The sequence below is a fragment of the Pseudomonas sp. NPDC089569 genome (genome assembly GCF_050280625.1).
Lineage (GTDB): Bacteria > Pseudomonadota > Gammaproteobacteria > Pseudomonadales > Pseudomonadaceae > Aquipseudomonas.
This window is the reverse complement of record NZ_JBNNVQ010000050.1, coordinates 13668-40417: the sequence shown is the minus strand read 5'-3', so window position 1 is coordinate 40417 and position 26750 is coordinate 13668. Positions and strand designations below refer to the sequence as shown.

Sequence of the window (26750 nt, the reverse complement as noted above, 5' to 3'; positions counted from 1 at the left end):
ACCCGCTTTCGGCGCGCTGCAAACAATTCATGTCCAGCAACCGCTAACGGAGCTACCCGCATGCAGAACTTCAAGAAAATCTTCCTGGCGGCTGCCGTCACCGTGGCGTTCAGCGCCGGTGCCATGGCAGAAAACCTGAAGATGGGCATCGAGGCGGCCTACCCGCCCTTCAACAACAAGGATGCCAGCGGCAACGTCGTCGGCTTCGACAAGGAAATCGGCGACGCCCTGTGCGCCAAGATGAAGGTCGAGTGCACCGTGGTCACCTCCGACTGGGACGGGATCATCCCGGCACTGAACGCCAAGAAGTTCGACTTCCTGATCTCGTCGATGTCGATCACCGACGAGCGCAAGCAAGCGGTGGACTTCACCGACCCGTACTACTCCAACAAACTGCAATTCATCGCGCCGAAGAACGTCGACTTCAAGACTGACAAGGCCGCTTTGAAAGGCAAGGTGATCGGCGCCCAGCGCGCGACCCTGGCCGGCACCTTCCTGGAAGACACTTATGGTGACGACATCACCATCAAGCTGTACGACACCCAGGAAAACGCCTACCTGGACCTGACTTCGGGTCGCCTGGACGGCATTCTGGCGGACAAGTACGTCAACTATGAGTGGCTGAAAAGCGACGCCGGCCGTTCCTACGAATTCAAGGGCGATCCGGTGGAAGAAAGCGACAAGATCGGTATCGCTGTACGTAAAAACGACCCGATCCGCGAGAAGCTGAACACCGCGCTGAAAGAAATCGTGGCCGACGGCACCTACAAGAAGATCAACGACAAGTACTTCCCGTTCAGCATCTACTGATACTGACCTGCCGGACCGGCGTCGCCTTGCGATGGCGCCGGTCCCCGGCCCTGCCTGCCGCGATTTGAAAAGAAATCCATGATTATCGACCTCTACGGATTCGGCCCGGCACTTGCCGCCGGCGCGCTGATGACTGTGAAACTCGCGCTCTCGGCCCTGTGCCTGGGGCTGGTGCTCGGTCTGCTCGGTGCCTTGGCCAAGACGTCCCCGTACAAGCCGCTGCAATGGCTTGGCGGCACCTATTCGACACTGGTTCGCGGTGTCCCGGAATTGCTCTGGGTACTGTTGATCTACTTCGGCACCGTCAACCTGATGCGTGCGCTGGGAGAGTTCTTCGGCAACCCCGAACTGGAACTCAATGCCTTCGCCGCTGGTGTGATCGCCCTGGGCCTGTGCTTCGGCGCCTATGCCACGGAAGTGTTTCGCGGTGCAATCCTCGCCATTCCCAAGGGCCATCGTGAGGCCGGCGTGGCCCTGGGCCTGTCGAAATGGCGCATCTTCACCAAACTGATCCTGCCGCAAATGTGGCGCATCGCCCTGCCAGGCCTTGGCAACCTGTTCATGATCCTGATGAAGGACACCGCACTGGTGTCGGTCATCGGCCTGGAAGAAATCATGCGCCACGCCCAGATCGGCGTGACCGTGTCCAAACAACCGTTCACCTTCTACATGGTGGCCGCCTTCATGTACCTGGGCCTGACGATTCTGGCCATGACCGGCATGCACCTGCTGGAAAAACGCGCCGCTCGCGGCTTCGCGAGGAGCACCCAATGAACTGGGAAGTCATCATCAAGTGGCTGCCGAAACTGGCCCAGGGCGCAACCCTGACCCTGGAACTGGTCGCCATCGCCGTAATCGCCGGATTGCTGCTGGCGATTCCGCTGGGCATCGCCCGCTCTTCGAAGCTGTGGTACGTGCGGGCATTGCCCTACGGCTACATCTTCTTTTTCCGTGGCACGCCGTTGCTGGTGCAGCTGTTCCTGGTCTACTACGGCCTGGCGCAGTTCGACGTCATCCGTAACAGCTCGATGTGGCCGTACCTGCGCGATCCGTTCTGGTGCGCCACAGCCACCATGACCCTGCACACGGCGGCGTACATCGCCGAGATCCTGCGTGGGGCCATTCAGGCGATTCCGCCGGGCGAAATCGAAGCGGCACGCGCGCTGGGCATGTCCAAGCCCAAGGCACTGTTCTACATCATGCTGCCACGGGCCGCGCGCATCGGCCTGCCGGCCTACAGCAACGAAGTGATCCTGATGCTCAAGGCCAGCGCCCTGGCCAGCACCGTGACCCTGCTGGAACTGACCGGCATGGCCCGCACCATCATTGCCCGGACCTACCTGCCGGTGGAGATTTTCTTCGCGGCCGGCGTGTTCTACCTGGTGATGGCCTACGTGCTGGTACGCGGCTTCAAGCTGCTGGAGCGCTGGTTGCGCGTCGATGCCTGCCAAGGGCGTTGATGCCCGCGTGCTGACGGGCGAGTCCCTGCTCGCCCGTTTCACCGCGCTGGATGCTTTTCTGACAGAGCACCAGGCCCTGTGGAAGCCACGGCCGTTCACTCATCTGCAACTTCCCTGGGAAACCACCTACCCCGAGTTGGCCGACTGGCTACGCGGTCGATCGCTGGAAGCGGCGGAAAGCGCTCACACCCAACCTGCTCTTCTGGAAGCACCGGAACCCTTCGCTTCATTGGCGGCGATGTCCCTCTCATTGAGTGCCGTGGGTGAACTCCCAACCCATGCGCTGGAAGCCGCCGGACACCGATTGAATGTCGATGTGCCCGGCCGCAAGTGGCAGCAGATCGAAGCCTTCGCCAGTCGCCTGCAATTCGCCGATGCGCCGAAGCATTGGCTGGACTGGTGTTCGGGAAAGGGTCACTTGGGTAGAAGGTTGCTGCAAACCGGCCAGCAACTGACTTGCCTGGAGTTCGATCCGGCTCTGGTTGCGAGCGGCCAGGCCCTCAGCCAGCGCCATCACTTGCACGCGTTGCACGTTGAACAGGATGTGCTCGCAGCCGACACCGCCTCATTATTGAAAGATGAGCACACGCCAGTTGCGCTGCACGCCTGTGGCGACTTGCACGTGCGCCTGATCCAGCTCGCCAGCGCCGCAGGCTGCAAGCAACTCGCCATCGCGCCGTGCTGCTACAACCGGATCAGTCTGACGCAGTACTCGCCGATCTCTTCAGCCGCCCGAGGCTCTGACCTGCAACTGTCGCTGGACGATCTGGCGTTGCCGATGAGCGAGACCGTGACCGCCGGCGCCCGCGTGCGACGCCAACGTGACACCTCCATGGCCCGGCGCTTGGCCTTCGACCTGCTGCAACGGCAACTGCGCGGGGTCGACGAATACCTGCCGACCCCGTCACTTCCCAGTGCCTGGCTGGACAAACCCTTCGCCGACTTCTGCCATCATCTGGCCGCACTCAAGGAGTTATCCACAATCGGACCGCAAGACTGGTCTGCGTGGGAGGCTGCCGGCTGGCAGCGCCTGGCACAGGTGCGCAATCTTGAGTTGCTACGCGGACTTTTCCGACGCCCGCTGGAGCTTTGGCTGATCCTGGATCGAGCACTTTTCCTGCTGGAACAGGGTTATGAAGTACGCCTTGGCACTTTTTGCGAAACACCGCTCACACCACGCAATTTCCTGCTGCTGGCCGAGCGCGCGTAAAGCTTCGCAACCTGTGGATAACTCTGTTGATGAAAATATCGTGGATCCAAGATTTACAGCTGTTTCAGGGATGAAACGGGACTGTTCAGTTTTCGTACACCCAAATAAAAACCCGAAAAACAGTGATTTGCGAGCAGATGAGAACGAATCCACAAATGCAGCACGTAACCCGTGCATTACAAATTCCGTTGTGCATAAGCCTTCGATAAAAAGGGCATAACCGCCGAAATCGAGGAAGCGCAAGCCTCGGAAATCCACATCACCGACACTCGAAGCGGCAACCGAGCCAAACCCCGCTCCCCATCACGGGGCAATCACCGCCTGCGCCAGAAATCCCCGGCAGAGCCCCGCGCAAAAATAGTCAGAATTCAGGGGTTTACAGAACCTTCCCAATCGCTATAATCGTCGCCCTGACATGCCGGTATAGCTCAGATGGTAGAGCAACTGACTTGTAATCAGTAGGTCCCGGGTTCGATTCCTGGTGCCGGCACCATACAAAACAAAGCCCCTGCAGCAATGCAGGGGCTTTGTTGTTTCTATTGCCCGGAAAACCAGCGCTTAGTGACCCGCGCTCTGACCACCGTCGACGTGCAGGATCTCACCGGTGACGAACTTGGCGCCGTCCAGGTACACCACGGCCTGCGCGATGTCCTCGATTTCACCCATGTGTCCGAGCGGGTGCAATGCACCCAGGGCAGCGTGGGTTTCTTCGCCGTGCATCGGGGTCTTGATGATGCCGGGCGATACTGCGTTTACCCGAATGCCGCGCTTGGCGTATTCGATGGCCAGGGATTTGGTGGCCGCGTTCAGGCCGCCTTTGGTCAGCGAGGCCAATACCGATGGCACGCCGTCGATGGCGTGGTCCACCAGGCTGGTGGTGATGTTGACGATGTGGCCGCTGCCGTGTTTTTCCATCTCGGCGATGGCCAGTTGAGTGATGTAGAAGAACCCGTTCAGGTTGACCGACAGCACGTTGGCGTAGTCTTCAGCGGTGTAGCCGGTGAACGGTTTGGCGATGAAGATCCCGGCATTGTTGACCAGGGTGTCGATGCGGCCGAAACGGGCAACCGCTTCACGGATGACACGCTGGGCGGTTTCCGGTTCGCCGATGTCGCCGGCCACGGTGAGGATGTCCGGATCGGTCGACGGTTTGATCGAACGCGAGGTGGCGACGATCCGGTAGCCCAGTTCACGGAATGCCTTGACCATGCCGTCGCCCAGACCTTGGGATGCGCCAGTGATCACAACAACTTTTTTCGAATTGCTCATGATGTATACCTCTGAAAATAATGGGGTTTGAAATTCGATGAATCAGGCTTCGGCGGGGGCCTTGGCCATTTGTCTCAACATTTGTTCGTAGTACTCGACCGACTGCGAACCGGACACCAGGTGACGGCCGTTCAGCACAAGGGCCGGGACCGAGTTGATGCCGTGCTGCCGGTAAAACTCCTCCAGCTCCCGCACTTCGTCGGCATACTCGCCCGACGCCAACACGTCCTGCGCGCGGGCCTCGTCCAGCCCCGCCTCTCCTGCCAAGCGCACCAGCGTCTGCTGATCACTCGGGTTCTGCCCTTCGCTGAAGTAAGCGCGAAGCAGGATCTTCTTCAGTGCCACCTGACGCCCTTCATGCAAGGCCCAGAGCAGCAAACGATGGGCATCGAAGGTGTTGTAGAAGTGCGTGCGTTTCTCCAGGTCGAACTTGAAGCCGATGGCGTTGCCGCGCTCGATCTGCATCGCCTTGCCCGAGGCCACGTCCTGGGCGGTGCGGCCGTATTTGCGCATCAAGTGCTCGACGGCTTTCTCGCCTTCGGCCGGCATGTTCGGGTTCAGCTCGAAAGGCTTGTAAGTCAGCTGGACCGAAACCTCACCTGCCACTTTCTCGATTGCCTGCTCCAGCGCCGTCGCCGCCAGTGCGCACCAGGGGCACACCACATCGGAGACGAAATCGATGGTTACCGAAGTGGTCATGACTTGCCCTCTTCCGCCAGTTGCTTGCGGTACTGGGTCGTGGTGATCCCGGCGTAACCCCAGTTATCGGTGTCGACTTCCTCGATCACGATGTGGGTCAGGTCTGGGCGTTTGTTGAGGACGCGTTCCAGTGTTTCAGTGATTTCGGCGATCACCTGGGCTTTCTGCTCAGTGGTAACGCCATCGCGGGTAATGCGGACACTTACGAAAGGCATGAGGACAACTCCAGTGACCTTCCCGTCGGGATGATGGGAGAGGCGTTGGAGGAGAATTTAGGATGTTCGCGGGAGGGGATAAAGGTGGGGACGGGAACTTCATTAATTACATTGAGTAATCAATAAAAAAGACCAGATACTCACGTCCATCGAGAAACCTGACGTCATTCTTATTGCGGGGACGTAAAGAGACTTTTACCTACTGGCTATATCGCTTCTTGAAGGTCACGCAATGCCTCAGGATGCTGACTTGCTATACGCAACAGCGTTTGCGCTGCTCCCGTCGGCTGCCGCCGCCCTTGCTCCCAGTCCTGCAGCGTACGCAAACTGACCCCAATCAACTTCGCGAATGCACTTTGAGACACACCGACTTTGGCCCGTGCTTCAGCAGCCGCTGATAGCGGCACTTCTGTCACGCGCGCTGCTTTGCCGGCTTTCATTTGCCGCACAGAGTCCAGCAAGTCCTGCTGGAATTGCTCCAGTTCATTGGCCATTGCTGATTTCCTCCTTCAGTTGTTTGAGGAAGGCTGCGGGTAAATTGTCGAATTTCGCCTTGGTGTAGGCGATCAACAACCAGATAGAGCCTTCGGAAAGCGTGTTGTAGTAAATGACACGTGTACCACCTCGTTTGCCCATCCCGCTTCGGGACCAACGAACCTTGCGTAAACCGCCGCTACCGGGAACCACATCGCCGGCCAGTGGATTAGCTGCCAGCCAGGTAATGAATTCATGACGTTCGCCATCGTCCCAGATAGATTCAGCGTAGCGCTTGAAAATTTCGGTTTCGATAATCGTGAACATAAGCACGACTATACGGCCCTGCCGTATACATGGGCAATGCACGCCTGTCTGCTTGAAGCCGCCAGTGAGGAAAAATTGTAGCAATCACTCCAATACGGAATCAGCCAAAGCCACCACCTAGCGAATAGGAGGTGAAGCTAAATGACTAATCCCCAAGACCTCAAAACCATCGGCCTCACTCACTTCTCCTTCCACGCCAACGAACCGCTATTTCGCATCAACGCTGGTGTCCTGGTCATCCAGGCTCTCTACCATGCTTGCGATCTACTTCACGTCGCCAAACTGCTCGCATCAGACGCAGCCATGGTTCGCGATACCGATCGACATGCCTGGGCGTCGCACTTTTTGCAGGATATGAGCAAGGCGATCATCGATGATGTGGTGAAGGTGCTGGACTCACCGATGAACAATCGCAAAACATAAGGCCATCGCGTCAATTTGAAACACTAAGACATGTCGCCGAAATCGCATTTTGGCGACATGACAATTTCAAAGGTACAAAAAAGCCCCGAACCAGTCGGGGCTTCTTCATTTCTCAGCCTTGAATCAGGCCGCGATATCTCAACCCATCATCAGAAGATGTTGATCGGGTAATCCACGAACACACGCACTTCGTTGCCGCCGACGTTGTACTCGCTCGACTTCTGCGACACGCGCAGGATGGAGCTGCGCAGTTTCACGCTCAGGTCTTTGGCCGGGCCGCTTTGCACGACGTACTTGAACTGGTTGAAGATCTCGCGCTCGGTGCCGTCGGTGCTGGTGGAGGTGGTGATGTTGTCACCCTTGACGTAGGCGAAGTTGTAGCTCAGGCCCGGCACGCCGAAGGTGCTGAAGTCCAGGCCGTAGCCCAGCTGCCAGCTGCGTTCGTCTTCAGCGTTGAAGTCGGACCAGTAGGAGTTGGCCAGGTAGATGGTGTTGCCGCCGTCGCCGACGCGGCCCTGATCCTTCTGATAGCCGCCGTAGGGATAGCCCAGGTTGCTGTCGCCGGTGCTGCGCTGGTGCGCCAGGGTGAACGAGTGCGGGCCGGTGATGAAGGTGGCCGCCAGGCTCCAGATCTTGTTGTCGTCGCCGGTGGCGCCGGTTTCGCGAACGTAGGAGTCGTCCAGTTTGGTGCGGTAGCCGTTGAAGTCCAGGGTCAGGGACTGGTCCTTGTCGATCGGGAACACGTAGTTGGCGTTCACGTATTGCTTCTTCAGCACGTCTTCGACGTCGGACGCGTACAGCGCGGCCTTGAACTGCTCGGTGAACTGGTAGCTGCCGCCCAACACGTTGATCGACTTCAGGCCACCACTGTCACGACCCTCGGCGCTTTTACGCGATTCGGCGGTGAAGCGGCCGGCGTTCAGTTCCAGACCTTTGATTTCCTTGGAGGTGATCAAGGTGCCGGTGTAGCTTTCCGGCAGCAGGCGGCCGTTGTCATAGCTCAACACCGGCAGGGCCGGCATTTGATCGCCATAGGTCAGCGTGGTGTTGGACAGGCGGAATTTGACCGCTGCGCCGCCCTTGGACAGGTCATCGGCGGGTTGGCCGCTGTCGCCCTTCTTGAAGAAGTCGATGCCTTGGGCACCGCTACGGCTTTCGCTGCGCTCCAGGTTCAGGGCGTACAGACCGAACGCGTCCACACCCACACCGACGGTGCCTTGGGTGAAGCCGGACGAGAACGTACCGATGACGCCTTGGCCCCACTCGGACTTGTCGGCATTGCCGTCTTTGAAATCGCGGTTGATGTAGGCGTTGCGCAGCAGCACTTTGAGGCTGCTGTCTTCAACGAAACCCTTGGATTCGGCCTGGTCGTTAGCCATGGCCTGTGTAGCGCTCAAGATCCCCAGAGCGATCAGGCTGATTCGCTTGTTCAACATGTTGTTTTCCTTATTACGGGTTGAAACGCGCTGTGTCGAACGGCTGAAACGGCACTATTGCGCTCTTTTTTCATTCCGAAAACAAAAAGCCCGCCCACGATTACTCGCGGCGGGCCTTTTATTATATTTGGGTCATGGCGGTCTGCCACAGGCGTTGGCCGAATCGTAACTGCGTGCTTCAAGATGTGTCAATTTCATGAAACGTCGCAGAAAAGACGAAAACCATTCAGGAAGACGCTTTACTTGGCAGGATTATTCAATCGAAGGCCACATTGCGCCTGCAGCCATTGGCGATTCCGACAAGGTTCTTGCAGAAATCGACAGCCTGCACCCGCTCGAAAGCGGCTTTTGTAACAGTTTTGACACAATTAGAAATAATCTCGCAGGCCCAGCATTCAATAATAATTAACCGAAGCAAATGCAAAGCATTACCATTCGCGACCTTTGAAATCCCCACCCTTCCGGATGCGTCTGTTAATGCCTGCCCCCTCGCGCTTCATACCCGCCACACTCGGTTTTTCTGCACTGTTATCCGCCGGTTTTACCTGCGCCGCACCGACCACGTTACCTGCCACGTCCATCAGCGCCGAATCGGAAGCCGATGACCCGCGCGTGATGGAGACCAGCACCGCCACACGCACCAACACGCCGGTGCGCTACGTTCCACAAGCCATTGATTCGATCAAGACCGCGAACGTGGTCGATTACGGCACCAATGATCTGGGCACTGCGCTCAGCGGCATTCCCAACGTCAGCAGCGGCGCCGATACCCGCTTCGACAGCCTGCGCATTCGTGGCTTCGATGCCAGCAACGACTTTTATCTGGACGGCATCCGCGACGACAGCCAGTACGTGCGCGATTTGCACAACATCGAGCGAATCGACGTGCTGAAAGGTCCGGCCGCCGTGCTGTATGGCCGTGGCAGCCAGGGCGGGATCGTCAACCGTGTCAGCAAGTTGCCGGAATTCGGCCGCCGCTCCACCGTCGAAGCACAGGGCGGCAGCGACGACCTGCGCAGCCTCTATGCCGACCTCAGCACCGACCCTGCCGAAAACATCAGCCTGCGCCTGAACATGGGCAACATGGACCAGGACAGTTTCCGCGATGGCGTGAGCGGCAATCGCCAATTGTTCGCGCCTTCGATGAGTTGGCAACTGACGCCCGACCTGAACTGGCTGGTGCAGTACGAATACAGCCGCTACAACCGTACGCCGGACCGTGGCATTCCCGGCGTGAACGGTCGACCGGCGGATGTGGGGCGCGATACGACCTACGGCAGCGAACACGATTTCATCGACGACAAGTCGCAATCCCTGCGCTCGAAACTCACTTATGAACTCAGCGACAACTGGCAGCTGCGCCAGACATTGGGCGTGTTCAAGCTCGACAGCGATTTCGACAACACCTACCTGACCGGCTACACCCCGGCGACCAATCGGGTCACGCGCCAACACTGGCAACAGGATCTGAATACCCGAAACGTCTACAACAACGTCGAACTGGAGGGCGGTTTCGATACCTTCGGCCTGGAGCACCGCCTGTTGACCGGGATCGAGATCGGCAGCCAGCGACGCAATCCAACCCTGTACAACGCCGCCACCTCCGGGCCCGGCAGTTCGGCGGTCCCGTCATTGGACCTCGACAACCCCAACCGCGACTTGCGCCACACCGGACGCATGCAGGTATCGAGCAGTACGCACACCGAAGTCGAAAGCCGTGCGGTGTATGTGCAGGATCAACTGCGACTGAACGATCAATGGCAATTGCTCGCCGGCTTGCGCTACGACACCTTCGACATCGAGTCGACCAACAAGCTGCGGGATATCTCTGAAGACCGTGACAGTCACAGCACCAGCCCACGTGTAGGACTGGTCTGGACGCCGCTGCAGAATCATTCCTTCTATGCCTCCTGGTCGAAAACCTTCTCCCCCGTTGGCGGTGGCTTGATCGGCATCACACCGGGCGCGGCCGGCAACACCAATGACCTGAGCCCCGAGCTGACCAAACAGAAAGAAATCGGCGTGAAGAGTGACTGGCTGGATGATCGCCTGAGCACCACGCTGGCGATCTATGAACTGGAGCTGTACAACCGTCGCACCAGCGATCCGAACAACCCGACCATCACCCTGCTGACGGGCGAACAGCGTTCCCGCGGGATCGAGCTGACCGCCGCTGGCAGAATCACCGGCAACTGGTACGTGCGCGGCGGCGTGGGTGTGCAGGACGCAACGGTGGAAAAGGACAACAACGGCTTTGAAGGCAAGCGCATCAGCAACGTGGCCAAGCACAACGGCAGCCTGTTCGTGACCTGGAAACCGGAAATGGGCTGGTATGCCGAGACCGGCCTCACGCTGGTCGGTGACCGCTACGCCGACAACCTCAATACCACCGTGCTGCCTGGTTATGGCCGCTGGGATGCGCTGGCCGGTTTCCGTCAGAAGGATTGGGATTTGCGCGCGGCGTTGAACAACATTACCGACAAGACGTATTACTCCTCGGCCACCAGCGCGGCGCAGATCCAGCCGGGGGAGCCGCGGAGTGTGGTGGTCACAGGAACGTATAGCTTCTAAACACCTCACAAATAACTGTGGGCTTGCTCAGGCAGAGGCCTGCACATCCAGCATCTTCTTTGACCGACACGCCGTCATCGCGGGCGAGCCCGCTCCCACAGGTTTAGCGTCCTGCCTGAACTATGTGTTCGCTGAGGATCCTTGTGGGAGCTGACTTGCCAGCGAAGGCGGTGCCACTGACATGCTGAAGAACAGTTGCTTCCACAGAGTCTGGTGGTGATATCAGTCCATATCCCAAGCCCTGAACCATCGCGCATAAAAAAAGCGCTGCCATCCCGGCAGCGCTTTTTCTTGTTCAATCCGTTGTTTTTCTTCTTATCCTTCCATCACATCCCACAACGCATCCAGTTCCGCTTCGCTGAACAAGCCAGCGGGGTAGCGCTCGATCATTGTCCGGCGCGGATCAGTTTCACTGATCTGACGCGTTCCATTGGACTTGAACCAGTGCGCCAGGATCTGGAGCGATTCACCATTTACAGTCAGGGGATGCAGTGCCCGCTCGCCCACCATGTTCACTTCGGCGTTCATTTAAGCGCTCTCTCCCGGATTGTGAGCGGCTAAGTTATCCAAGGTTTATGACAGAACAACGAAGTTCTTTCCCCTCCCCGTTTTGCACGCTGATCAATACAAGAGCTATGCCAATGTGTCGGATCTGTCGACCGGCGGATACGAAAAAGCCCGCAGTCCTGTAGGACTGCGGGCTCTGCGCAAGGCGGCGGGTGCAAATGCTTGCTGAACTGATTTTGCAATCAACTCAAGCTGTTACAACTGCACTCACTCTTTGTGCGGCGCTGGTTGCTGTTGGGTAAGGCAGTGAATGTTACCGCCACCCAGTAACAGTTCACGCCCCGGCACCATCACCACTTCGTGCTGTGGGAACAGGCTCTGCAGAATCTCCTTGGCCGGGCCGTCCATTGGATCGTCGAAGCTCGGTGCAATGATGCCGCCGTTGACGATCAGGAAGTTCACGTAGGAACCAGCCAGACGAACCGACGGGTTACGCTCCTGGGTGCCCTCTACCGCGTCGACACCCGCGCACTCTTCCTCGGTCGCGAAAAGCGGCCCGGGAATCGGCATTTTGTGCACCGTGAACGGGCGCCCCTTGGCGTCGGTGCTGTTTTGCAGCACCTTCATCGCCGCCTGGCAGCGCGGGAAGTTCGGGTCCTGCGGGTCATCGGTCCATGCCAGCAATACTTCGCCGGGACGCACGTAGCAGCAGAAGTTATCCACATGGCCATCGGTTTCGTCGTTGAACAGACCGTCCGGCAGCCAGATGATTTTATCCACAGCCAGGTTCGCGCTCAGTACCGCTTCGATTTCGGCGCGGTTCATGTGCGGGTTGCGATTGCGGTTGAGCAGGCACTCTTCGGTGGTGATCAGCGTGCCTTCGCCATCGACGTGGATCGAGCCGCCTTCGAGCACGAAGCCCTCGGTGCGATAGCGCGGGCTGCGTTCGATCTCCAGGATCTTGCCGCCCACCTGCGAGTCACGGTTCCACGGCGAATACAGGCCACCGTCAAAACCGCCCCAGGCATTGAAATCCCAGTTCACGCCGCGCACTTCGCCGCTGTTGTTGATGACGAACGTCGGGCCAGTATCGCGGACCCAGGCGTCGTCGCTGGACATTTCCACCACGCGGATGTTCGGTACGTCCAGACGGGCGCGGGCGTTTTCATATTGGCCGGCGGAAACCGCCACGGTGACCGGCTCGAAGCGGGCAATGGCCTTGGCCACCGCTACATGCGCCGCTTGCGCCGGTTTGCCACCCAGGCGCCAGTTGTCCGGGCGCTCGGGCCAGACCATCCAGGTCTGGGTTTGGGGGGCCCACTCGGCCGGCATGTAAAAGCCATCTTCGCGAGGGGTGCTATTCAAAGTGGTCATGGCTCAGGACTCCGGAGTGGCTTTGATGCCTGACAGAAAAGAAAGCGTATTGGTACACGCCGTGGACAGTGGTGACTTTATATCCGATAAATATCGACTTTTAAAGCACCACCAATCCACTGAAACCTAAAAGCACAATAAAAAACCGATATCAATCGAACTAATGCCACCATTCCAAGTGGGAGCGAGCCTGCTCGCGATGAGGTCATATCAGTCACAGCATCACTGACTGACAGATCGCTATCGCGAGCAGGCTCGCTCCCACAGGGGTTAGGCCTTTACAGATCTTCCGAGAGCACCTTCGAAAGCATATCCACAAAGAAATCCACGCTCTGGCGCGACGTGACCATCGGCGGCTTGATCTTGAGCACGTTCAGATAGTCGCCGGTGGGCTGCATGAAGATCCCCAGGTCGCGCAGGCGATTGCACAGCGCAGTGGTTTCTTCGGTCGCCGGTTCCAGCGTTTCGCGGTTGCGGACCAATTCAACCCCCAGGTAGAAGCCGGAACCATGTACCGCCCCTACCAGCGGATGAATATCGATCAGCGCCTCCAGGCGCTCCTTGAAGTAGCCGCCGACGACCTGGGCGTTCTCCCAGAGCTTTTCTTCTTCCATCACATCCAGCACCGCCATGCCGATCTGGCAACTGACCGGACTGCCGCCGGCCGAGGAGAAGAAATAGCCCTCGGCCTCCAATGCCTCGGCGATTTCCCGGCGGGTGATGACCGCGCCCAGTGGCTGGCCGTTACCCATGCCCTTGGCCATGGTGATGATGTCCGGCACCACACCCTGATCCTCGAAGCCCCAGAAGAAATGGCCCATGCGTCCATAGCCCACCTGAACTTCGTCGGCGATGCACACCCCACCCTGTGCCCGTACCATGGCATAGACTTGTTTCAAGTAACCCGCCGGCAGCGAGATACCGCCGGCGTTGCCATAGACCGGCTCGCAGATGAAACCGGCCAGCTGACGCTTTTGTTCGGCGATTTTCGCCAGGTTGTGTTCCACGCTGCGCACGTAGTCCGGTGCGCTGTCCGGGCCACGGAACTCACCGCGGTAGGTGTTCGGTGCAACGACCGGATGCACCCAGTCCGGGCGACTGCTCAGGGCCTTGGGGTTATCGGCAATCGAAGTCGAGACCGCATCGGCCCCCACCGTCCAGCCGTGATAGGCCTCCAGCACACTGATCATGTCGCGGCCACCGCTGTAGGCCCATGCCAGACGAATGGCCAGGTCATTGGCCTCGCTGCCACTGTTGACCAGGAACACACGGTCCATGGAGTCCGGCGCCAGCTTGAGCAAGCGCTCGGAGAACTCGGCGACGGCGGCGTAGTTGAAGCGTGAGTTGGTGTTGAGCAACGACCACTGACGACCGGCCACTGCCGCCATGCGTGGATGACCGTGACCGAGCACCGCGACGTTGTTGAGCATGTCGAGGTAGGAACGGCCCTGCATGTCGATCAGGTGATTGCGCCAGCCACGTTCGATGCGCGGCGGGTCGACGTAATAGTGTTTTTGGGTGCGGGCGAAACTGGCATCGCGGCGGGCCAGCAACGTCTGGGCGTCGAGCTCTTCCTGCGCATCACAGGCCAGCCCCAGCAACGCCGCCGGTGACGGGCACAGTGCCTGCCACGCCGCTGCGCGTGAAGGCGTACAGAACAACGGTGCGCTGAGCGAAGCACCGCGGCACAACTGCACAACCAGCGGGCCGCTGACCTCGCCCAGTACCTGGCCCTTGACCAGCGCGGCCCCCGAATACAGCGATGGCGTCACACCCCAAAGCCGCAGGCTCAATTGCGGACCATCGAGCTGCAACACGCCCGCCGCAGACTGGTGCACCACCCCGGCAAACGGTGCTTCGACCGTCGTACCCTGTGGTGCGCGCAATTCGACGTGCAACGGGAAGGTGTCCGGTTCGGTGGCGCTGTCGGGCCGGGTACGGGACAAACGGTATTGCCCGTAACGGCTGGCCGCCAGCCCGTGAACGGACGAGGCTTCATCGAGCAGACGCTGATCGATGCCTTCCTGCTCCCAGTTGCCGGCGTCGAAGTGTGGGCTGAGCACGCCCAGATCGATCAAGGCAAATTCACGACCGACCAGGTTCGGCAACAGAGGGGCAAAACCCTCACTGCCAATGCCCGGCAGCGCCTGCCCGACCGCGCTCAAAATCGCAGCCTCCATCAGCGCCAGCGGGACGGAGGTCGCAACGCGGAAAATCTCCCACTCGTGGGTCAGATTGTCGCGACTGTACTGGTTGCCCGGATCGATGCTGACCTGCTGCTCGCCGCTGAGCACCAGCACTGCCGCACGAGCGACGATCAACGGCCACAGCGCCAGCAGTTCTTCTCGCTGCAACGGGTTGACGGCGTGGAACGCCTGCACCGCCGGCAAAATGCAGAAAGGATCGCCATCGGCATGATGCAGCAATGCCGCGCACGTCACCGACAGATCAGTGATGCGCCAGGTGCGGACCAGGTCGCCGAAATCGATGACGCCCTGCAACTGCCATTGACGATCCGAATCGCGCTGCCACACCACGTTATCGTCGGTGATATCCATATGGATAGCCTGCACCGGCAGCTTGTCCAGCAACGGCTGCAAATGGCGCTCGGCCTGCGCCGCCGCATCGGCGATCAATTGGCGCTGGGTGTCGTCCTGGATCACCGGCAGCAAATGCGCGATCAATGCCTGGGCATGACGCGCGTCCCACTGCAGGGTGCGCACCAGGCCCGGATGATCGAATTGCGCCAGCGCCAGGTCCATCTCGCCGCACAAACGGCCGAAACCTGCCACTACGGTGGGGTTGAAATGGTCGAGGTGCGTCAGCGACTGGCCTTCGATGTAATCGAGCAGGCGCACATGCACCGCTTGTCCGCCGACCTCCAGTGACAGCAGGTCTGCGCCGTTCTTCGCCGTGATCACCCGCGGCACGTGCACATCAGGGTGCTGCGCCAGGTGCTTGAGCCCCGCATGCTGGGCTTGCAGCTCCAGCGCTGCATAGTCGCCCCGGCAGATTTTCAGCACGAAGCGGCCCTGATCGCTGTCGACGCGGTAGTTCAGGTCCTGCTGGCTGCCAAGGGCTTTCAGCTTGCCGCTCAGTCCGTAATGTTCCTGCAACAGCTCCAGCGCTTGCTCGGCAGAGACTTGCGGGCTGGGCAAACTGGCGCGATGAATCAACGTGGCGAGCGGCATACAACGACCCCTTTAAATTTATTAAACGCCTATATCGCCATTGCTTTGGACGATACGCAACCCCCAATGAGCTCCTCTCTGACCGACTGCGTGAGGGCAAAGCGGCATCAACGCGTGCAAACCGCTACACTCACCCACTCTTCGACCGCGAGAGGCTCATTCTCACATGCGCATCCTCATCACCGGCGGTGCCGGCTTCATTGGTTCGGCCCTGATTCGTCATCTGATACAGCACACTGATCACGAAGTACTCAACCTGGACAAGCTGACCTATGCCGGCAATCTCGAATCGCTGGCCAGCATCGCCAGCGATACACGCTACGAATTCGTGAAAGCCGACATCGTCGACCAGGCAACCGTCAGCGCGGTACTGAACCGTTTCCAGCCTCACGCGATCATGCACCTGGCGGCCGAATCCCACGTCGACCGTTCCATCGACGGCCCGTCGGACTTCATACAGACCAATATCGTCGGCACCTACAGCCTGCTGGAAGCCGCGCGTGGCTACTGGCAAACACTGCCTGCCGCTGAAAAGGACACCTTCCGTTTTCATCACATCTCCACCGACGAGGTCTACGGTGACCTCCACGGTGTAGACGACCTGTTCACGGAAACCACGGCCTACGCCCCCAGCTCGCCCTATTCCGCCAGCAAAGCCGCATCGGATCACCTGGTCCGGGCCTGGCATCGCACCTATGGCCTGCCCGTGGTGCTGACCAACTGCTCGAACAACTACGGGCCTTTTCATTTCCCTGAAAAGCTGATCCCGCTGGTGATTCTCAACGCACTCAAGGGCAAGCCTCTGCCTGTGTATGGCAATGGCCTGCAAGTGCGAGACTGGCTGTATGTCGAAGACCATGCCCGTGCGCTGCTCAACGTGGTGACTGAAGGCAAGGTCGGCGAGACCTACAACATCGGCGGTCACAACGAGCAAAAGAACATTGATGTCGTACGTGGCATCTGTGCATTGCTCGAAGAGCTGGCACCGCGCAAGCCTGAAGGCGTCGCGCACTACAGCGACCTGATTACCTTCGTCACCGATCGCCCCGGCCATGACCTGCGCTACGCTATCGATGCAAGCAAAATAGAACGCGAACTGGGCTGGGTGCCCAAAGAGACGTTCGAAAGCGGCTTGCGCAAGACCGTTCAGTGGTATCTGGATAACCTGGAGTGGTGTCGCCATGTCCAGGATGGCAGCTACCAAGGGGAACGACTGGGTTTCACCTCCATTAAGGACCTCATAGCATGATGAAAGGAATCGTATTGGCGGGCGGCTCCGGCACACGCCTGCATCCGATCACACTCGGCGTATCCAAGCAGCTGCTGCCGGTCTATGACAAACCGATGATTTACTACCCGATCTCGGTGCTGATGCTGGCCGGCATCAAAGACGTTCTGTTGATCTCCACGCCTCAGGATCTGCCGCGGTATCAGGGTCTGCTGGGCAACGGCGGCCAGTTCGGAATGAACATCAGCTACGCCGAACAGCCGTCGCCTGACGGTTTGGCCCAGGCGTTCCTGATTGGCGAGGAGTTCATTGGCAACGACCCCGTGTGCCTGATCCTGGGCGACAACATTTTCCATGGCCCGCATTTGGGCGTGCAGTTGCAAAACGCAGTAAACCGCAGTTCCGGGGCCACGGTTTTCGGTTATTGGGTCAAGGACCCTCAGCGTTTTGGCGTCATTGATTTCGACAGCGAAGGCCGAGCACTGTCGATCGAAGAAAAACCAGCCAAGCCGAAATCCAGTTACGCGGTCACCGGCCTGTATTTCTATGACAACGATGTCATCTCGATCGCCAAGTCGCTCAAACCCTCGCCTCGCGGAGAGCTGGAGATCACCGACATCAACAATGCGTACCTGCAGCGTGGCGATTTGCACATCGAACGTTTCGGTCGCGGTTTCGCCTGGCTGGATACCGGCACCCACGAAAGCTTGCTCGAAGCATCGCAGTACGTGCAGACCATCGAGAACCGCCAGGGGTTGAAGGTCGCTTGCCTGGAAGAAATTGCCTATAACAACGGCTGGATCAGCCGCGAGCAGCTACTGAATCAGGCGCGCTATTTCGGCAAGACCGGCTACGGCCAGTACCTCTTTACCGTGGCCGGCGAGACACCATGAGTGTATCGCCGAAAATACTCATCTGCGGCCGGCAGGGTCAGGTCGCGCAGGCCTTGCAACAGCGCCTGGGCGGGTTGGGCGAGCTGATCGTCTGTGGTCGCGATCAACTCGACCTGACGCAACCGGCGTCTATTCGTCAGCAGTTACAACGACTGCGCCCCGACCTGATCATCAATGCCGCCGCCTATACGGCGGTCGATCAGGCGGAGCACGAACAGGAGCAAGCCTTCGCAATCAACGCCATTGCTCCCGGCATCCTGGCCGAACAAGCCCTTGAGCTTGAGGTGCCGCTGATTCACTACTCCACCGACTACGTGTTCGATGGCAGCAAAACCAGCCCTTACCTCGAGGCCGATACGACCAATCCGTTGAATGTCTACGGTGCCAGCAAACTCGCGGGTGAACAGGCAATCATCGACGTCGGCTGCCAGCATCTGATACTGCGCACCAGTTGGGTTTACTCGACCCTTGGCCGCAATTTCCTACTGACCATGCAGCGGCTGCTCACCGAAAAACCGGAGCTGCGCGTGGTCAGCGATCAGACAGGCGCCCCCACTTGGGCAGGCACCATCGCCGACAGCACCTGCGCCCTGATCCAGCGTTGGCGGGCAGGCCAGGCCGGCGCGTGGGGCACCTATCACCTGACCGCCCAGGGCGAAACTTCCTGGTTCGGTTTTGCCCAGGCCATCGGCCAAGCCTTGCGGGCCCAGGGCAAGCCTTGCGCAACGCTGGTACCGATCGCCTCCAGTGAATACCCAACACCTGCAACGCGCCCATTGAACTCGCGCCTCGATTGCAGTGCCCTGCAACGGGAGTGGGGGGTCAGCCAGTCGCACTGGCAAACCGCGCTACGCGAGTGTCTTGACGAACAAGCCTAGGCATAATGCGCCTGTACCCTCAGGCGCTTGATGCTTATGACTGCGACCCTCCCACCCAGACCCCGCTGGCGCAGCCTGGCCCTGCTTGCGCTATGCCTGGCGCCGCTGTTGTGGCCGCTGCAGCATCTGGCCGAGCGTTACTACCGCAGCGAACTGACCGGACAGAATCGCCAGACCCTCGATCTCTACGTCGCCAACTTGCTGGGCACCCTGCATCGTTATGAAGTGTTGCCGCAAATCCTCGGCGATCTGCCTGCACTGCGCGCGGTGCTTGGCGCGCCGGATGATGGTGTCACCCAGGGCAATGCCAATCGACTGTTAAAAAATATCAGCAGCCAGACCGGCGCCGAAGTCATGTACCTGATGGACACCACGGGCAAGACCCTGGCGGCCTCCAACTGGGACAAACACGACAGTTTCGTCGGGCGCAATTTTGCGTTCAGGCCGTACTTCAGCGAAGCCATGGCCGGGCGGCTCGGGCGTTTTTTCGGCCTCGGCACCACGTCCGCCAAACGCGGTTACTTCTTCGCCGCCGCCGTGCGCGATGGCGAGAAAATCACCGGCGTGCTGGTGGTCAAGGTTGACCTGGACCACACTGAAAGCCTCTGGGGCAAAACCCCGGAACAACTGCTGCTGACCGATCAGAACGGCGTGGTCATCCTCACCTCGCGGCCGGATTGGCGCTTTCGCCTGACCCGCCCCTTGAGCGAAGAGGAACGCAAGTCCATCAGCGCCATCCAGCCTTACCCCACTCGCGAACCGCTGCCACTGAAGCTCAATCCCAACGCGTGGCTGACACAGACCCAGGCCATTGCGGAAACCGGCTGGAACGTCAGCATCCTCGCCCCGCGCACCTTGATCGACCGCCCGGTACGCACGGTGGTGGCCATCGGTGGCGCGACGCTTTTGGTGGTGATGCTGTTGCTGGGCCTGATGATGCAGCGCCGCCGTCATTATCTGGAGCGCATCGCCTTCGAAGCCAAGGCCCGTCGCGAACTGGAAGGCCGGGTCGCCGAACGCACCAGCGACCTGGAAGGCCTCAACCGCCGACTCAAGCAGGAAGTGCTGGAGCGCGAGCAGGCCCAGCAGGAACTGGTGCGCGCCCAGGATGACCTGGTGCAGGCCGGCAAGTTGTCGGCGCTCGGGACGATGTCGGCAAGCATCAGCCATGAACTCAATCAACCGCTGGCTGCCATCCGCAGCTACGCGGAGAACGCCGAAATACTGCTCGACCACCAACGCACCGACGATGCCCGCGGCAATCTCAAGCTGATCAGCGAACTGACGGGGCGCATGGCCTCGATCATTGCCCATTTGCGCGCTTTTGCCCGACGCGACCGCCACGCTCCGGAAAGTGTCGCCCTGCAACCGGCACTGGACGATGCCCTGGCCCTGTTGGCCAAGCGCCGGCGCAGTATGGACGTGGAGCTGATCCGTGACTTGCCCGCCGCAACCTTGTGGGTCGAGGCCGGAGAGACCCGCCTGCGCCAGGTGCTGGGCAACCTGCTGGCCAACGCCCTGGACGCCCTGACGGAAAAAGGCCCGCCGCGCAAACTCTGGTTGAGTGCCCAAACCAGCGCCGATGGCGTCAACCTGTACATTCGCGACAACGGCCCCGGTTTTTGCCTGGAGGCCCTGGGTCGCGCCAGCGAGCCTTTCTATACCACCAAGACCCGTACTCAGGGGCTTGGCCTGGGACTGGCGATTTGCGAGACCCTAATGCGCGCCTTCGGCGGTGAACTGTCATTCGCCAACCACAAGGAAGGTGGCGCCCTGATTACCCTGAAATTGCGTGCAGGCGCGCCGGGTGTGAGCCTGCAACCGTCCGAGGACCGAAGTGCATGACCATCGACAATCGCATCCAGGTCGTGTTGATCGACGACGATCCCCATTTGCGCCAGGCCCTGAGCCAGACCCTCGATCTGGCGGGCCTGAAGGTTCTGTCGCTGGCCGAAGCCAAAGGCCTGGCCGGGCAACTGGAACGCGACTGGCCGGGAGTGGTGGTCAGCGACATTCGCATGCCCGGCATGGACGGTCTTGAACTGCTGAACGAACTTCACGCCCAGGACCCGGAACTGCCGGTGCTCTTGATCACCGGGCACGGCGACGTGCCACTGGCGGTGCAGGCCATGCGCGCCGGGGCCTATGATTTTCTGGAAAAGCCCTTCTCCAGCGACGCCCTGCTCGACAGCGTGCGCCGCGCCCTGGCCCTGCGCCGACTGGTGCTGGATAACCGCAGCCTGCGCCTGGCCCTTAGCGATCGTACTGAACTGAGCACGCGCCTGGTGGGGCAATCGCCGTCGATGCAACGCCTGCGCGAGCAAATCGGCGCCCTGGCAGCCACAAAAGCCGACGTGTTGATCCTCGGCGAAACCGGCGCCGGTAAAGAAGTGGTGGCCCGTGCGCTGCACGATCTGTCGAACCGCAGAAACGGCCCTTTCGTGGCCATCAACGCCGGCGCGCTGGCCGAATCGGTGGTCGAAAGCGAATTGTTCGGCCACGAACCGGGCGCCTTCACCGGGGCGCAGAAACGTCGAATCGGCAAATTCGAATTCGCCAACGGCGGCACATTGTTCCTCGATGAAATCGAAAGCATGAGCCTGGATGTACAGGTCAAATTGCTGCGCTTGCTGCAAGAGCGGGTGGTCGAGCGCCTGGGTGGCAATCAGTTGATCCCGCTGGATATCCGCATCATTGCCGCCACCAAGGAAGATTTGCGTCAGGCCGCAGACCAGGGCCGTTTCCGCGCCGACCTGTATTACCGCCTGAACGTCGCGCCACTGCGTATTCCGCCACTGCGTGAACGCGGCGAAGATGCGCTGGTGCTGTTTCAGCATTTTGCCGACGAGGCCAGCACCCGCCACGGCCTGCCGCCCCATGAACTGCAACCGGGCCAGCGCGCCCTGCTGCTGCGCCACCCCTGGCCCGGCAACGTGCGCGAACTGCAGAATGCGGCGGAACGCTTCGCCCTCGGCCTGGAACTGGCACTCGATGACAACGAGGCGCAGGACGCTCCCGGCATCCTGGCGCACAGGGTCAGCGGCGGGCTGAGCGAACAGGTGGAAAACTTCGAAAAATCCCTGATTGCCGCCGAACTGGCGCGCTCGCACAGTTCAGTGCGCAGTGTCGCCGAAGCACTTGGCATACCGCGCAAGACCTTGCACGACAAATTGCGCAAACACGGCCTGAGCTTCGCCGACAGCCAGACCGACGAATCCGATTGAGCCGGTGGCCAATCAACCACTTCAAACAAGAGGCCGCTCAATGAGCCGCGAAAGCCGTCAACTGGAATCGGTCCTGCACCACGATATACCCCTCACCCGGGACATGGGCCTCAAAGTACTGGACTGGCACGACCTGCAACTGCGCCTGCACTTGCCGCTGGATGCCAACGTCAACCACAAGAGCACCATGTTCGGTGGCAGCCTGTATTGCGGTGCCGTACTGGCAGGTTGGGGATGGCTGCATTTGCGTCTCAAGGAAGAAGGCATCACCGATGGGCACATCGTGATTCAGGAAGGACAGATCAACTACCCGCTACCGGTCACCGGTGACGCCCATGCCATTTGCCAGGCGCCGAACGCGCAAGTGTGGAAGAAGTTTCTGGCCATGTACCAACGCTATGGCCGTGCACGCCTGAGCCTGCAAACGCGCGTGGTGAATGCAGGCAGCGATGAAGATGCGGTGACGTTTACCGGGCAATACGTGTTGCACCGTTGAAGGGCAATGAGTGCCGATGAAGGCGCCTGCGATGATCTCGCATGGCGCCAGCTCGCTTTCGCCTCGTAGGAGCCAGGCTTGCCGGCGAAGGCATTTTCAAAGGCACCGCCAGACGTAAGGCCGCCTTCGCGGGCAAGCCTCGCTCCTACAGGCGAAGGCATTTTCAAAGGCACCGCCAGACGCAAGGCCACCTTCGCGGGCAAGCCTCGCTCCTACAGGCGAAAGCGTTTTCAACGGCACCGCCGATCTACAACGTGGCCAGTGCCAGCAATTTGTCCCGCCACGCCGCCTTCGCGGGCAGTGCCAGGAAGAACGCGTTGAGCAGCGATTCCCGCGCTGGATAACAGAACGGCGCACCGCTCAAATCCAGTACCTCGCCCCCGGCCCCTTCGAGCACACCCTGAGCTGCCGCCGTGTCCCACTGTGAGGTCGGCGCCAGGCGCGGGTAACAATCGGCCGAGCCTTCCGCCAACAGGCAGAACTTCAGCGAGCTGCCGATGTTGGCCAGCTCCAGCTCGCCAAGGCCCGCACTCAGCCCGGCCAGCAAGCGTTCCTGTTCAGGGCTGGAATGGCGACGACTGGCAACCACGGTGAACGCGCTGCCCGCCGGCGGTGCGTTGCGAACCTGAATCGGCTGCGGCTCGGTACCTTCGCCGCCGCGCCACGCGCCCAGTCCGGTACCGCCCACATAAAAACGCCCGTTGGTCGGCATCGAAACGACACCGAACACCACGCGCCCCTGCTCGATCAGGGCGATGTTGACGGTGAACTCTTCACTGCCGGAGATAAATTCCTTGGTGCCGTCCAGCGGATCCACCAGCCACCAGCGCTGCCACCCGGCACGCACGCTTTGCGCAATGCCGGCGTCCTCTTCGGACAACACCGGGATACTCGGGTCCAGCGCCGTCAACCCGGCAAGAATCACATGGTGGGCGGCAAGGTCAGCAGCGGTGACGGGCGAATCGTCAGCCTTGGCCGTCACCTCGGTACCGGTTCGCCAGAACGGCAGGATGGCCTCGCCGGCTTTCAACGCCAGCGCCACCACTGGAGCCATCAACGGATGAGAAAACGTCATGGCAGAAACACCCCACGCTGGGTCAACAGATCACGGGTCAGATACAGTGCCGCCAAGGCACGCCCTTCAGTGAACTGAGGGTTTTGCGCCAGGGCCGACAACTCCCGAAGGTTGACTTTGCCCAGGCCCATCGGCTCCGGCTCGTCGCCTGGAAGGCGCTCTTCATACAGATTGGTGGCCAGTACCACCTGGATTTTCTGGCTCATGTAGCCGGGCGACAATGACAACTCGGTCAGGTGTTCCAATTGCCGCGCGCCAAACCCGGCCTCCTCCTTGAGCTCGCGCTCGGCCGCCGCCAGCACATCTTCGCCCGGTTCGATCAGGCCTTTGGGCAGCGACAACTCGTACTGATCGGTGCCGCCGCAGTACTCCTCGACCAAAACCGCGTGCTCGGCATCGAGCATCGCCACGACCATTACCGCGCCATACCCGGCGCCCTTGCCGACCAATCGCTCGTAGGTGCGCTCCACGCCGTTGGAAAAGCGCAACTTCAGCTCTTCGACGCAGAATAATCGGCTGGTGGCGACGACCTCGCGGGCGAGGATGGTGGGTTTCTGGCGCATGCAAAGCTCCTTGGCGTGAACGCGCTACTATAACGCGGGTTCCACCGATTATTTACGCCAGATATCTTTCTATCGTTCGAGACATTGCCATGCCTTCACTTCCCTGGTCCGACATCGATACCGTTCTGCTGGACATGGACGGCACACTGCTGGACCTGCATTTCGACAATCACTTCTGGCTGGAGCACCTGCCGCAGCGCTATGCCGACCTGCACGGAGTGAGCCGGGCCATGGCCGAGCTTGAGTTGCAGCCGCTGTTCGAACGCAATGCCGGTCAACTGCAGTGGTATTGCCTGGATTTCTGGAGCGCCGAACTCAAGCTGCCGGTGCGCGAACTGAAACTGGAAACCGCGCACCTGATCGCCTTGCGCCCGGATGCCGATACCTTTCTGGCAGCGATCAAGCAGGCCGGCAAACGCGTGGTGCTGATCACCAATGCTCATCGCGACTCCCTGTCCTTGAAACTGGAAAGAATCGAACTGGCGCCCTACTTCGAACGATTGATCAGCTCCCACGATTACGGTTACCCCAAGGAAAACCCCCAGTTCTGGGAAGCGTTGCAGGCAGACATCAACTTCGACCCGGCGCGCAGCCTTTTTATCGACGACACGCTGCCGATCCTGCGCAGCGCGCGGAGTTTCGGCGTGGCGCATCTATTGGCCGTGAAAGAGCCGGACAGCCGCAAGGGGCCCAAAGACACCGCCGAGTTTGCGGCGGTCGGGAATTATCGGGATTTGATTGCAGGGCTTTGAGATCGAGGCGCCTGCATCGCGGGCAAGCCCGCTCCCACAGGATTTATGTCGTTCACAAATGATGCGCACGACACGATACCTGTAGGAGCGAGGCTTGCCCGCGAAGGCCATTACGCGGTACTGAACGTTACTCGGGAATCCGCAACGACTGTCCGGGGTAGATCTTGTCCGGATGCGACAGCATCGGTTTGTTGGCTTCAAAGATCTTGTTGTACTGGTTGGCATTACCGTACACGCGCAGGGAAATCGCACTGAGGGTGTCACCTTTCACGACGGTGACAAATACGGCGGCCTTGGCCACAGGCCCGGTCACGGTGATCTGATCATCCACGCTACCGACACCGGCAATGTTGCCCACGGCCAGCAGGATTTTTTCCTTCTCTTCCTGACTGGCCACTTCGCCGGTCACCGTGACCTTGTCGCCATCGACCGTCGCCTGCACATTCGGGTTACCCAGGCCGACCTTGCTGATGTGTTCCTTCAACTGCTCACTGGCATTGGCGTTGCCTGGCGTCAGCAGATCCAGCAGCTTCTCGCCCGCCTCTTTCACAAAGCTCAAAAGACTCATGGTGCACGCTCCTTGGGTTTCGGGATCCAGACGCAAAAGCCTAGACCACCACCGTGGCCCGCGAATTCCTCCCGACCAATGACGCCGCTGCCCCCCGACGATAGAATCCCCGCCTTCCCGCGCCCAGGAGCGAAGATGGACATCAAGCAGCTGAAATTCCTCGTCGCCCTCGACGAAACCCGGCACTTCGGCCAGGCTGCCGCGCGATGCCACATCACCCAGCCAACCCTGTCCATGCGCCTGCGCAGCCTTGAAGAAGAACTCGACCTGGCGCTGGTCAATCGCGGGCAACGCTTCGAAGGCTTCACCGCGCCGGGCGAACGGGTGCTGGCCTGGGCACGCACAGTGTTGGCGGCCTACGACGGCCTGTACGCCGAAGCGGCTGCCTGTCGCGGCAATCTGGTCGGCACCTTGCGCCTGGGTGTGGTGCCGTTGTCGAGCTTCGACCCTCTGCCGCTGTTGCAGCGCCTGCATGCCGAACACCCCCATCTGCGCTTTGAACTCTCGGCATTGAGCTCGGAGCAGATCCTCGAACAGTTGTCGAATAACCGCCTGGATCTGGGCGTGTCGTATCTGGAGCGCCTGGACGCCGAGCACTTCGAATCGCTGGCTTTCAGCGAAACCAGCATGGGCCTGCTGTACGATCAACGCTTCTTCAGCTTCGGCGAGGCGCCGCTGAGCTGGGAATCGCTGATCGAACTGCCGCTGGGTATGCTCACCAGCGGCATGCATTTTCGCCAGTCCATCGACCACAACTTCCACAGCCGAGGCCTCACCCCGCAACCCTTGCTGCAGACCGATGCCGTGCATCAACTGCTGCAAGCCGTGCACGGCGGCCTGTGCTGCGCCGTGATGCCGTTGGAAGGCAGCCTCGCAGGCCTGACCGAGCATCTGCGCCTGCAGCCCATCGAAAATGCGCGAACCCTTGGCCGTCTGGGGATGATCATGCGACGCAGCGCACCACGTTCGGCCCTGGCAGAGGCGTGCTTCGCGATTTATCAACAATCGTTGGCCCGCGCTTGATCGACGGCATCTATCGGTAGATCAGTATTAGCGATTAGACGCGACAAGTTGACGCGCCTAGGCTTAAAGCTGATCAATCCGTCG

General features: G+C 60.1%; 27 protein-coding genes and 1 tRNA gene. 16 read left to right on the top strand and 12 right to left on the bottom strand.

What is annotated here, in order from left to right; all coding sequences use genetic code 11:
* Positions 1-60: 60 nt before the first annotated feature.
* The 5 genes from ACQKP2_RS19255 to ACQKP2_RS19235 all read left to right on the top strand — a co-directional run bounded on the left by ACQKP2_RS19255 (position 61) and on the right by ACQKP2_RS19235 (position 3973).
* Positions 61-810 carry an ABC transporter substrate-binding protein gene (locus tag ACQKP2_RS19255; protein ID WP_427578654.1) on the top strand — a complete coding sequence of 250 codons (750 nt, stop codon included), beginning with the start codon at positions 61-63 and terminating at the stop codon, positions 808-810.
* A 78-nt stretch (positions 811-888) separates the two neighbouring features.
* Positions 889-1584 (top strand): ABC transporter permease, encoded by a 696-nt coding sequence (locus tag ACQKP2_RS19250; RefSeq protein ID WP_427578652.1) that lies wholly within the window; start codon positions 889-891, stop codon positions 1582-1584.
* Positions 1581-2270, top strand: a complete 690-nt coding sequence (locus tag ACQKP2_RS19245; RefSeq protein WP_427578650.1) for an ABC transporter permease — start codon at positions 1581-1583, stop codon at positions 2268-2270. The genes ACQKP2_RS19250 and ACQKP2_RS19245 overlap by 4 nt, the downstream gene beginning before the upstream one ends.
* Complete coding sequence (locus ACQKP2_RS19240; RefSeq protein ID WP_427578649.1) at positions 2251-3480, top strand: methyltransferase; 1230 nt, start codon at positions 2251-2253, stop codon at positions 3478-3480. The genes ACQKP2_RS19245 and ACQKP2_RS19240 overlap by 20 nt, the downstream gene beginning before the upstream one ends.
* A gap of 417 nt (positions 3481-3897) precedes the next feature.
* Positions 3898-3973 (top strand) — tRNA-Thr (locus tag ACQKP2_RS19235).
* Positions 3974-4038: 65 nt separating this feature from the next.
* Here the strand turns inward: ACQKP2_RS19235 and ACQKP2_RS19230 are convergent.
* From ACQKP2_RS19230 to ACQKP2_RS19210, 5 genes are all read right to left on the bottom strand, one after another.
* A complete protein-coding gene (locus ACQKP2_RS19230; protein ID WP_427578647.1) occupies positions 4039-4749 on the bottom strand; it encodes an SDR family NAD(P)-dependent oxidoreductase in 711 nt (236 codons plus the stop codon).
* 42 nt (positions 4750-4791) lie between these two features.
* Entirely contained in the window at positions 4792-5448 is a 657-nt protein-coding gene (locus ACQKP2_RS19225) for a DsbA family oxidoreductase (protein WP_427578646.1), read from the bottom strand.
* Positions 5445-5663, bottom strand: a complete 219-nt coding sequence (locus ACQKP2_RS19220; protein WP_175376510.1) for a tautomerase family protein — start codon at positions 5661-5663, stop codon at positions 5445-5447. The genes ACQKP2_RS19225 and ACQKP2_RS19220 overlap by 4 nt, the downstream gene beginning before the upstream one ends.
* A gap of 206 nt (positions 5664-5869) precedes the next feature.
* A complete protein-coding gene (locus ACQKP2_RS19215; RefSeq protein WP_427578645.1) occupies positions 5870-6157 on the bottom strand; it encodes a helix-turn-helix domain-containing protein in 288 nt (95 codons plus the stop codon).
* Positions 6147-6464, bottom strand: a complete 318-nt coding sequence (locus ACQKP2_RS19210; protein WP_046040827.1) for a hypothetical protein — start codon at positions 6462-6464, stop codon at positions 6147-6149. Before ACQKP2_RS19210 ends, ACQKP2_RS19215 begins: the two co-directional genes overlap by 11 nt.
* Before the next feature lie 141 nt (positions 6465-6605).
* On the opposite strand from ACQKP2_RS19210, the gene ACQKP2_RS19205 reads away from it, so the two are divergent.
* Positions 6606-6887 (top strand): DUF3077 domain-containing protein, encoded by a 282-nt coding sequence (locus tag ACQKP2_RS19205; protein ID WP_427578644.1) that lies wholly within the window; start codon positions 6606-6608, stop codon positions 6885-6887.
* A gap of 149 nt (positions 6888-7036) precedes the next feature.
* On the opposite strand, the gene ACQKP2_RS19200 is transcribed toward ACQKP2_RS19205, so the two are convergent.
* Positions 7037-8323 carry an OprD family porin gene (locus ACQKP2_RS19200; RefSeq protein WP_427578643.1) on the bottom strand — a complete coding sequence of 429 codons (1287 nt, stop codon included), beginning with the start codon at positions 8321-8323 and terminating at the stop codon, positions 7037-7039.
* Positions 8324-8519: 196 nt separating this feature from the next.
* On the opposite strand from ACQKP2_RS19200, the gene ACQKP2_RS19195 reads away from it, so the two are divergent.
* Complete coding sequence (locus ACQKP2_RS19195; protein WP_427578642.1) at positions 8520-8732, top strand: hypothetical protein; 213 nt, start codon at positions 8520-8522, stop codon at positions 8730-8732.
* Between the two features lie 68 nt (positions 8733-8800).
* Positions 8801-10894, top strand: a complete 2094-nt coding sequence (locus tag ACQKP2_RS19190; protein ID WP_427578641.1) for a TonB-dependent receptor — start codon at positions 8801-8803, stop codon at positions 10892-10894.
* A gap of 315 nt (positions 10895-11209) precedes the next feature.
* Here ACQKP2_RS19190 and ACQKP2_RS19185 read toward each other — a convergent pair whose 3' ends face one another.
* The 3 genes from ACQKP2_RS19185 to ACQKP2_RS19175 all read right to left on the bottom strand — a co-directional run bounded on the left by ACQKP2_RS19185 (position 11210) and on the right by ACQKP2_RS19175 (position 15966).
* Positions 11210-11422, bottom strand: a complete 213-nt coding sequence (locus tag ACQKP2_RS19185) for a hypothetical protein (RefSeq protein ID WP_427578640.1) — start codon at positions 11420-11422, stop codon at positions 11210-11212.
* Between the two features lie 246 nt (positions 11423-11668).
* On the bottom strand, positions 11669-12775 hold the full coding sequence (gene aguA, locus ACQKP2_RS19180; RefSeq protein ID WP_427578639.1) for an agmatine deiminase: 1107 nt from the start codon (positions 12773-12775) through the stop codon (positions 11669-11671).
* A 278-nt stretch (positions 12776-13053) separates the two neighbouring features.
* A complete protein-coding gene (locus ACQKP2_RS19175; RefSeq protein ID WP_427578638.1) occupies positions 13054-15966 on the bottom strand; it encodes an aminotransferase in 2913 nt (970 codons plus the stop codon).
* 166 nt (positions 15967-16132) lie between these two features.
* On the opposite strand from ACQKP2_RS19175, the gene rfbB reads away from it, so the two are divergent.
* From rfbB to ACQKP2_RS19145, 6 genes are read left to right on the top strand one after another with little or no spacing between them, the layout of a single operon-like run.
* Complete coding sequence (gene rfbB, locus ACQKP2_RS19170; protein WP_427578637.1) at positions 16133-17215, top strand: dTDP-glucose 4,6-dehydratase; 1083 nt, start codon at positions 16133-16135, stop codon at positions 17213-17215.
* A complete protein-coding gene (gene rfbA / locus ACQKP2_RS19165; RefSeq protein ID WP_427578635.1) occupies positions 17212-18087 on the top strand; it encodes a glucose-1-phosphate thymidylyltransferase RfbA in 876 nt (291 codons plus the stop codon). Before rfbB ends, rfbA begins: the two co-directional genes overlap by 4 nt.
* Entirely contained in the window at positions 18084-18965 is an 882-nt protein-coding gene (rfbD, locus tag ACQKP2_RS19160) for a dTDP-4-dehydrorhamnose reductase (RefSeq protein WP_427578634.1), read from the top strand. Before rfbA ends, rfbD begins: the two co-directional genes overlap by 4 nt.
* 36 nt (positions 18966-19001) lie before the next feature.
* Positions 19002-20810, top strand: coding sequence for a sensor histidine kinase (locus tag ACQKP2_RS19155; RefSeq protein ID WP_427578632.1), 1809 nt, complete (start codon positions 19002-19004; stop codon positions 20808-20810).
* On the top strand, positions 20807-22189 hold the full coding sequence (locus tag ACQKP2_RS19150; RefSeq protein ID WP_427578630.1) for a sigma-54-dependent transcriptional regulator: 1383 nt from the start codon (positions 20807-20809) through the stop codon (positions 22187-22189). The genes ACQKP2_RS19155 and ACQKP2_RS19150 overlap by 4 nt, the downstream gene beginning before the upstream one ends.
* A 40-nt stretch (positions 22190-22229) precedes the next feature.
* On the top strand, positions 22230-22685 hold the full coding sequence (locus tag ACQKP2_RS19145; RefSeq protein WP_427578629.1) for a YiiD C-terminal domain-containing protein: 456 nt from the start codon (positions 22230-22232) through the stop codon (positions 22683-22685).
* A 247-nt stretch (positions 22686-22932) separates the two neighbouring features.
* On the opposite strand, the gene cysQ is transcribed toward ACQKP2_RS19145, so the two are convergent.
* Positions 22933-23760, bottom strand: coding sequence for a 3'(2'),5'-bisphosphate nucleotidase CysQ (cysQ, locus tag ACQKP2_RS19140; protein WP_427578627.1), 828 nt, complete (start codon positions 23758-23760; stop codon positions 22933-22935).
* The gene (gene nudE / locus ACQKP2_RS19135) at positions 23757-24323 is read right to left on the bottom strand and encodes an ADP compounds hydrolase NudE (protein WP_427578626.1); all 567 of its coding nucleotides are present in this window, start codon (positions 24321-24323) and stop codon (positions 23757-23759) included. Before nudE ends, cysQ begins: the two co-directional genes overlap by 4 nt.
* Positions 24324-24412: 89 nt before the next feature.
* On the opposite strand from nudE, the gene yrfG reads away from it, so the two are divergent.
* Positions 24413-25075 carry a GMP/IMP nucleotidase gene (gene yrfG / locus ACQKP2_RS19130; protein ID WP_427578625.1) on the top strand — a complete coding sequence of 221 codons (663 nt, stop codon included), beginning with the start codon at positions 24413-24415 and terminating at the stop codon, positions 25073-25075.
* 127 nt (positions 25076-25202) lie between these two features.
* Here yrfG and lysM read toward each other — a convergent pair whose 3' ends face one another.
* The gene (gene lysM / locus ACQKP2_RS19125; protein WP_427578624.1) at positions 25203-25643 is read right to left on the bottom strand and encodes a peptidoglycan-binding protein LysM; all 441 of its coding nucleotides are present in this window, start codon (positions 25641-25643) and stop codon (positions 25203-25205) included.
* Between the two features lie 135 nt (positions 25644-25778).
* On the opposite strand from lysM, the gene ACQKP2_RS19120 reads away from it, so the two are divergent.
* Positions 25779-26666, top strand: coding sequence for a LysR family transcriptional regulator (locus ACQKP2_RS19120; RefSeq protein ID WP_427578622.1), 888 nt, complete (start codon positions 25779-25781; stop codon positions 26664-26666).
* Positions 26667-26750 lie beyond the last annotated feature (84 nt).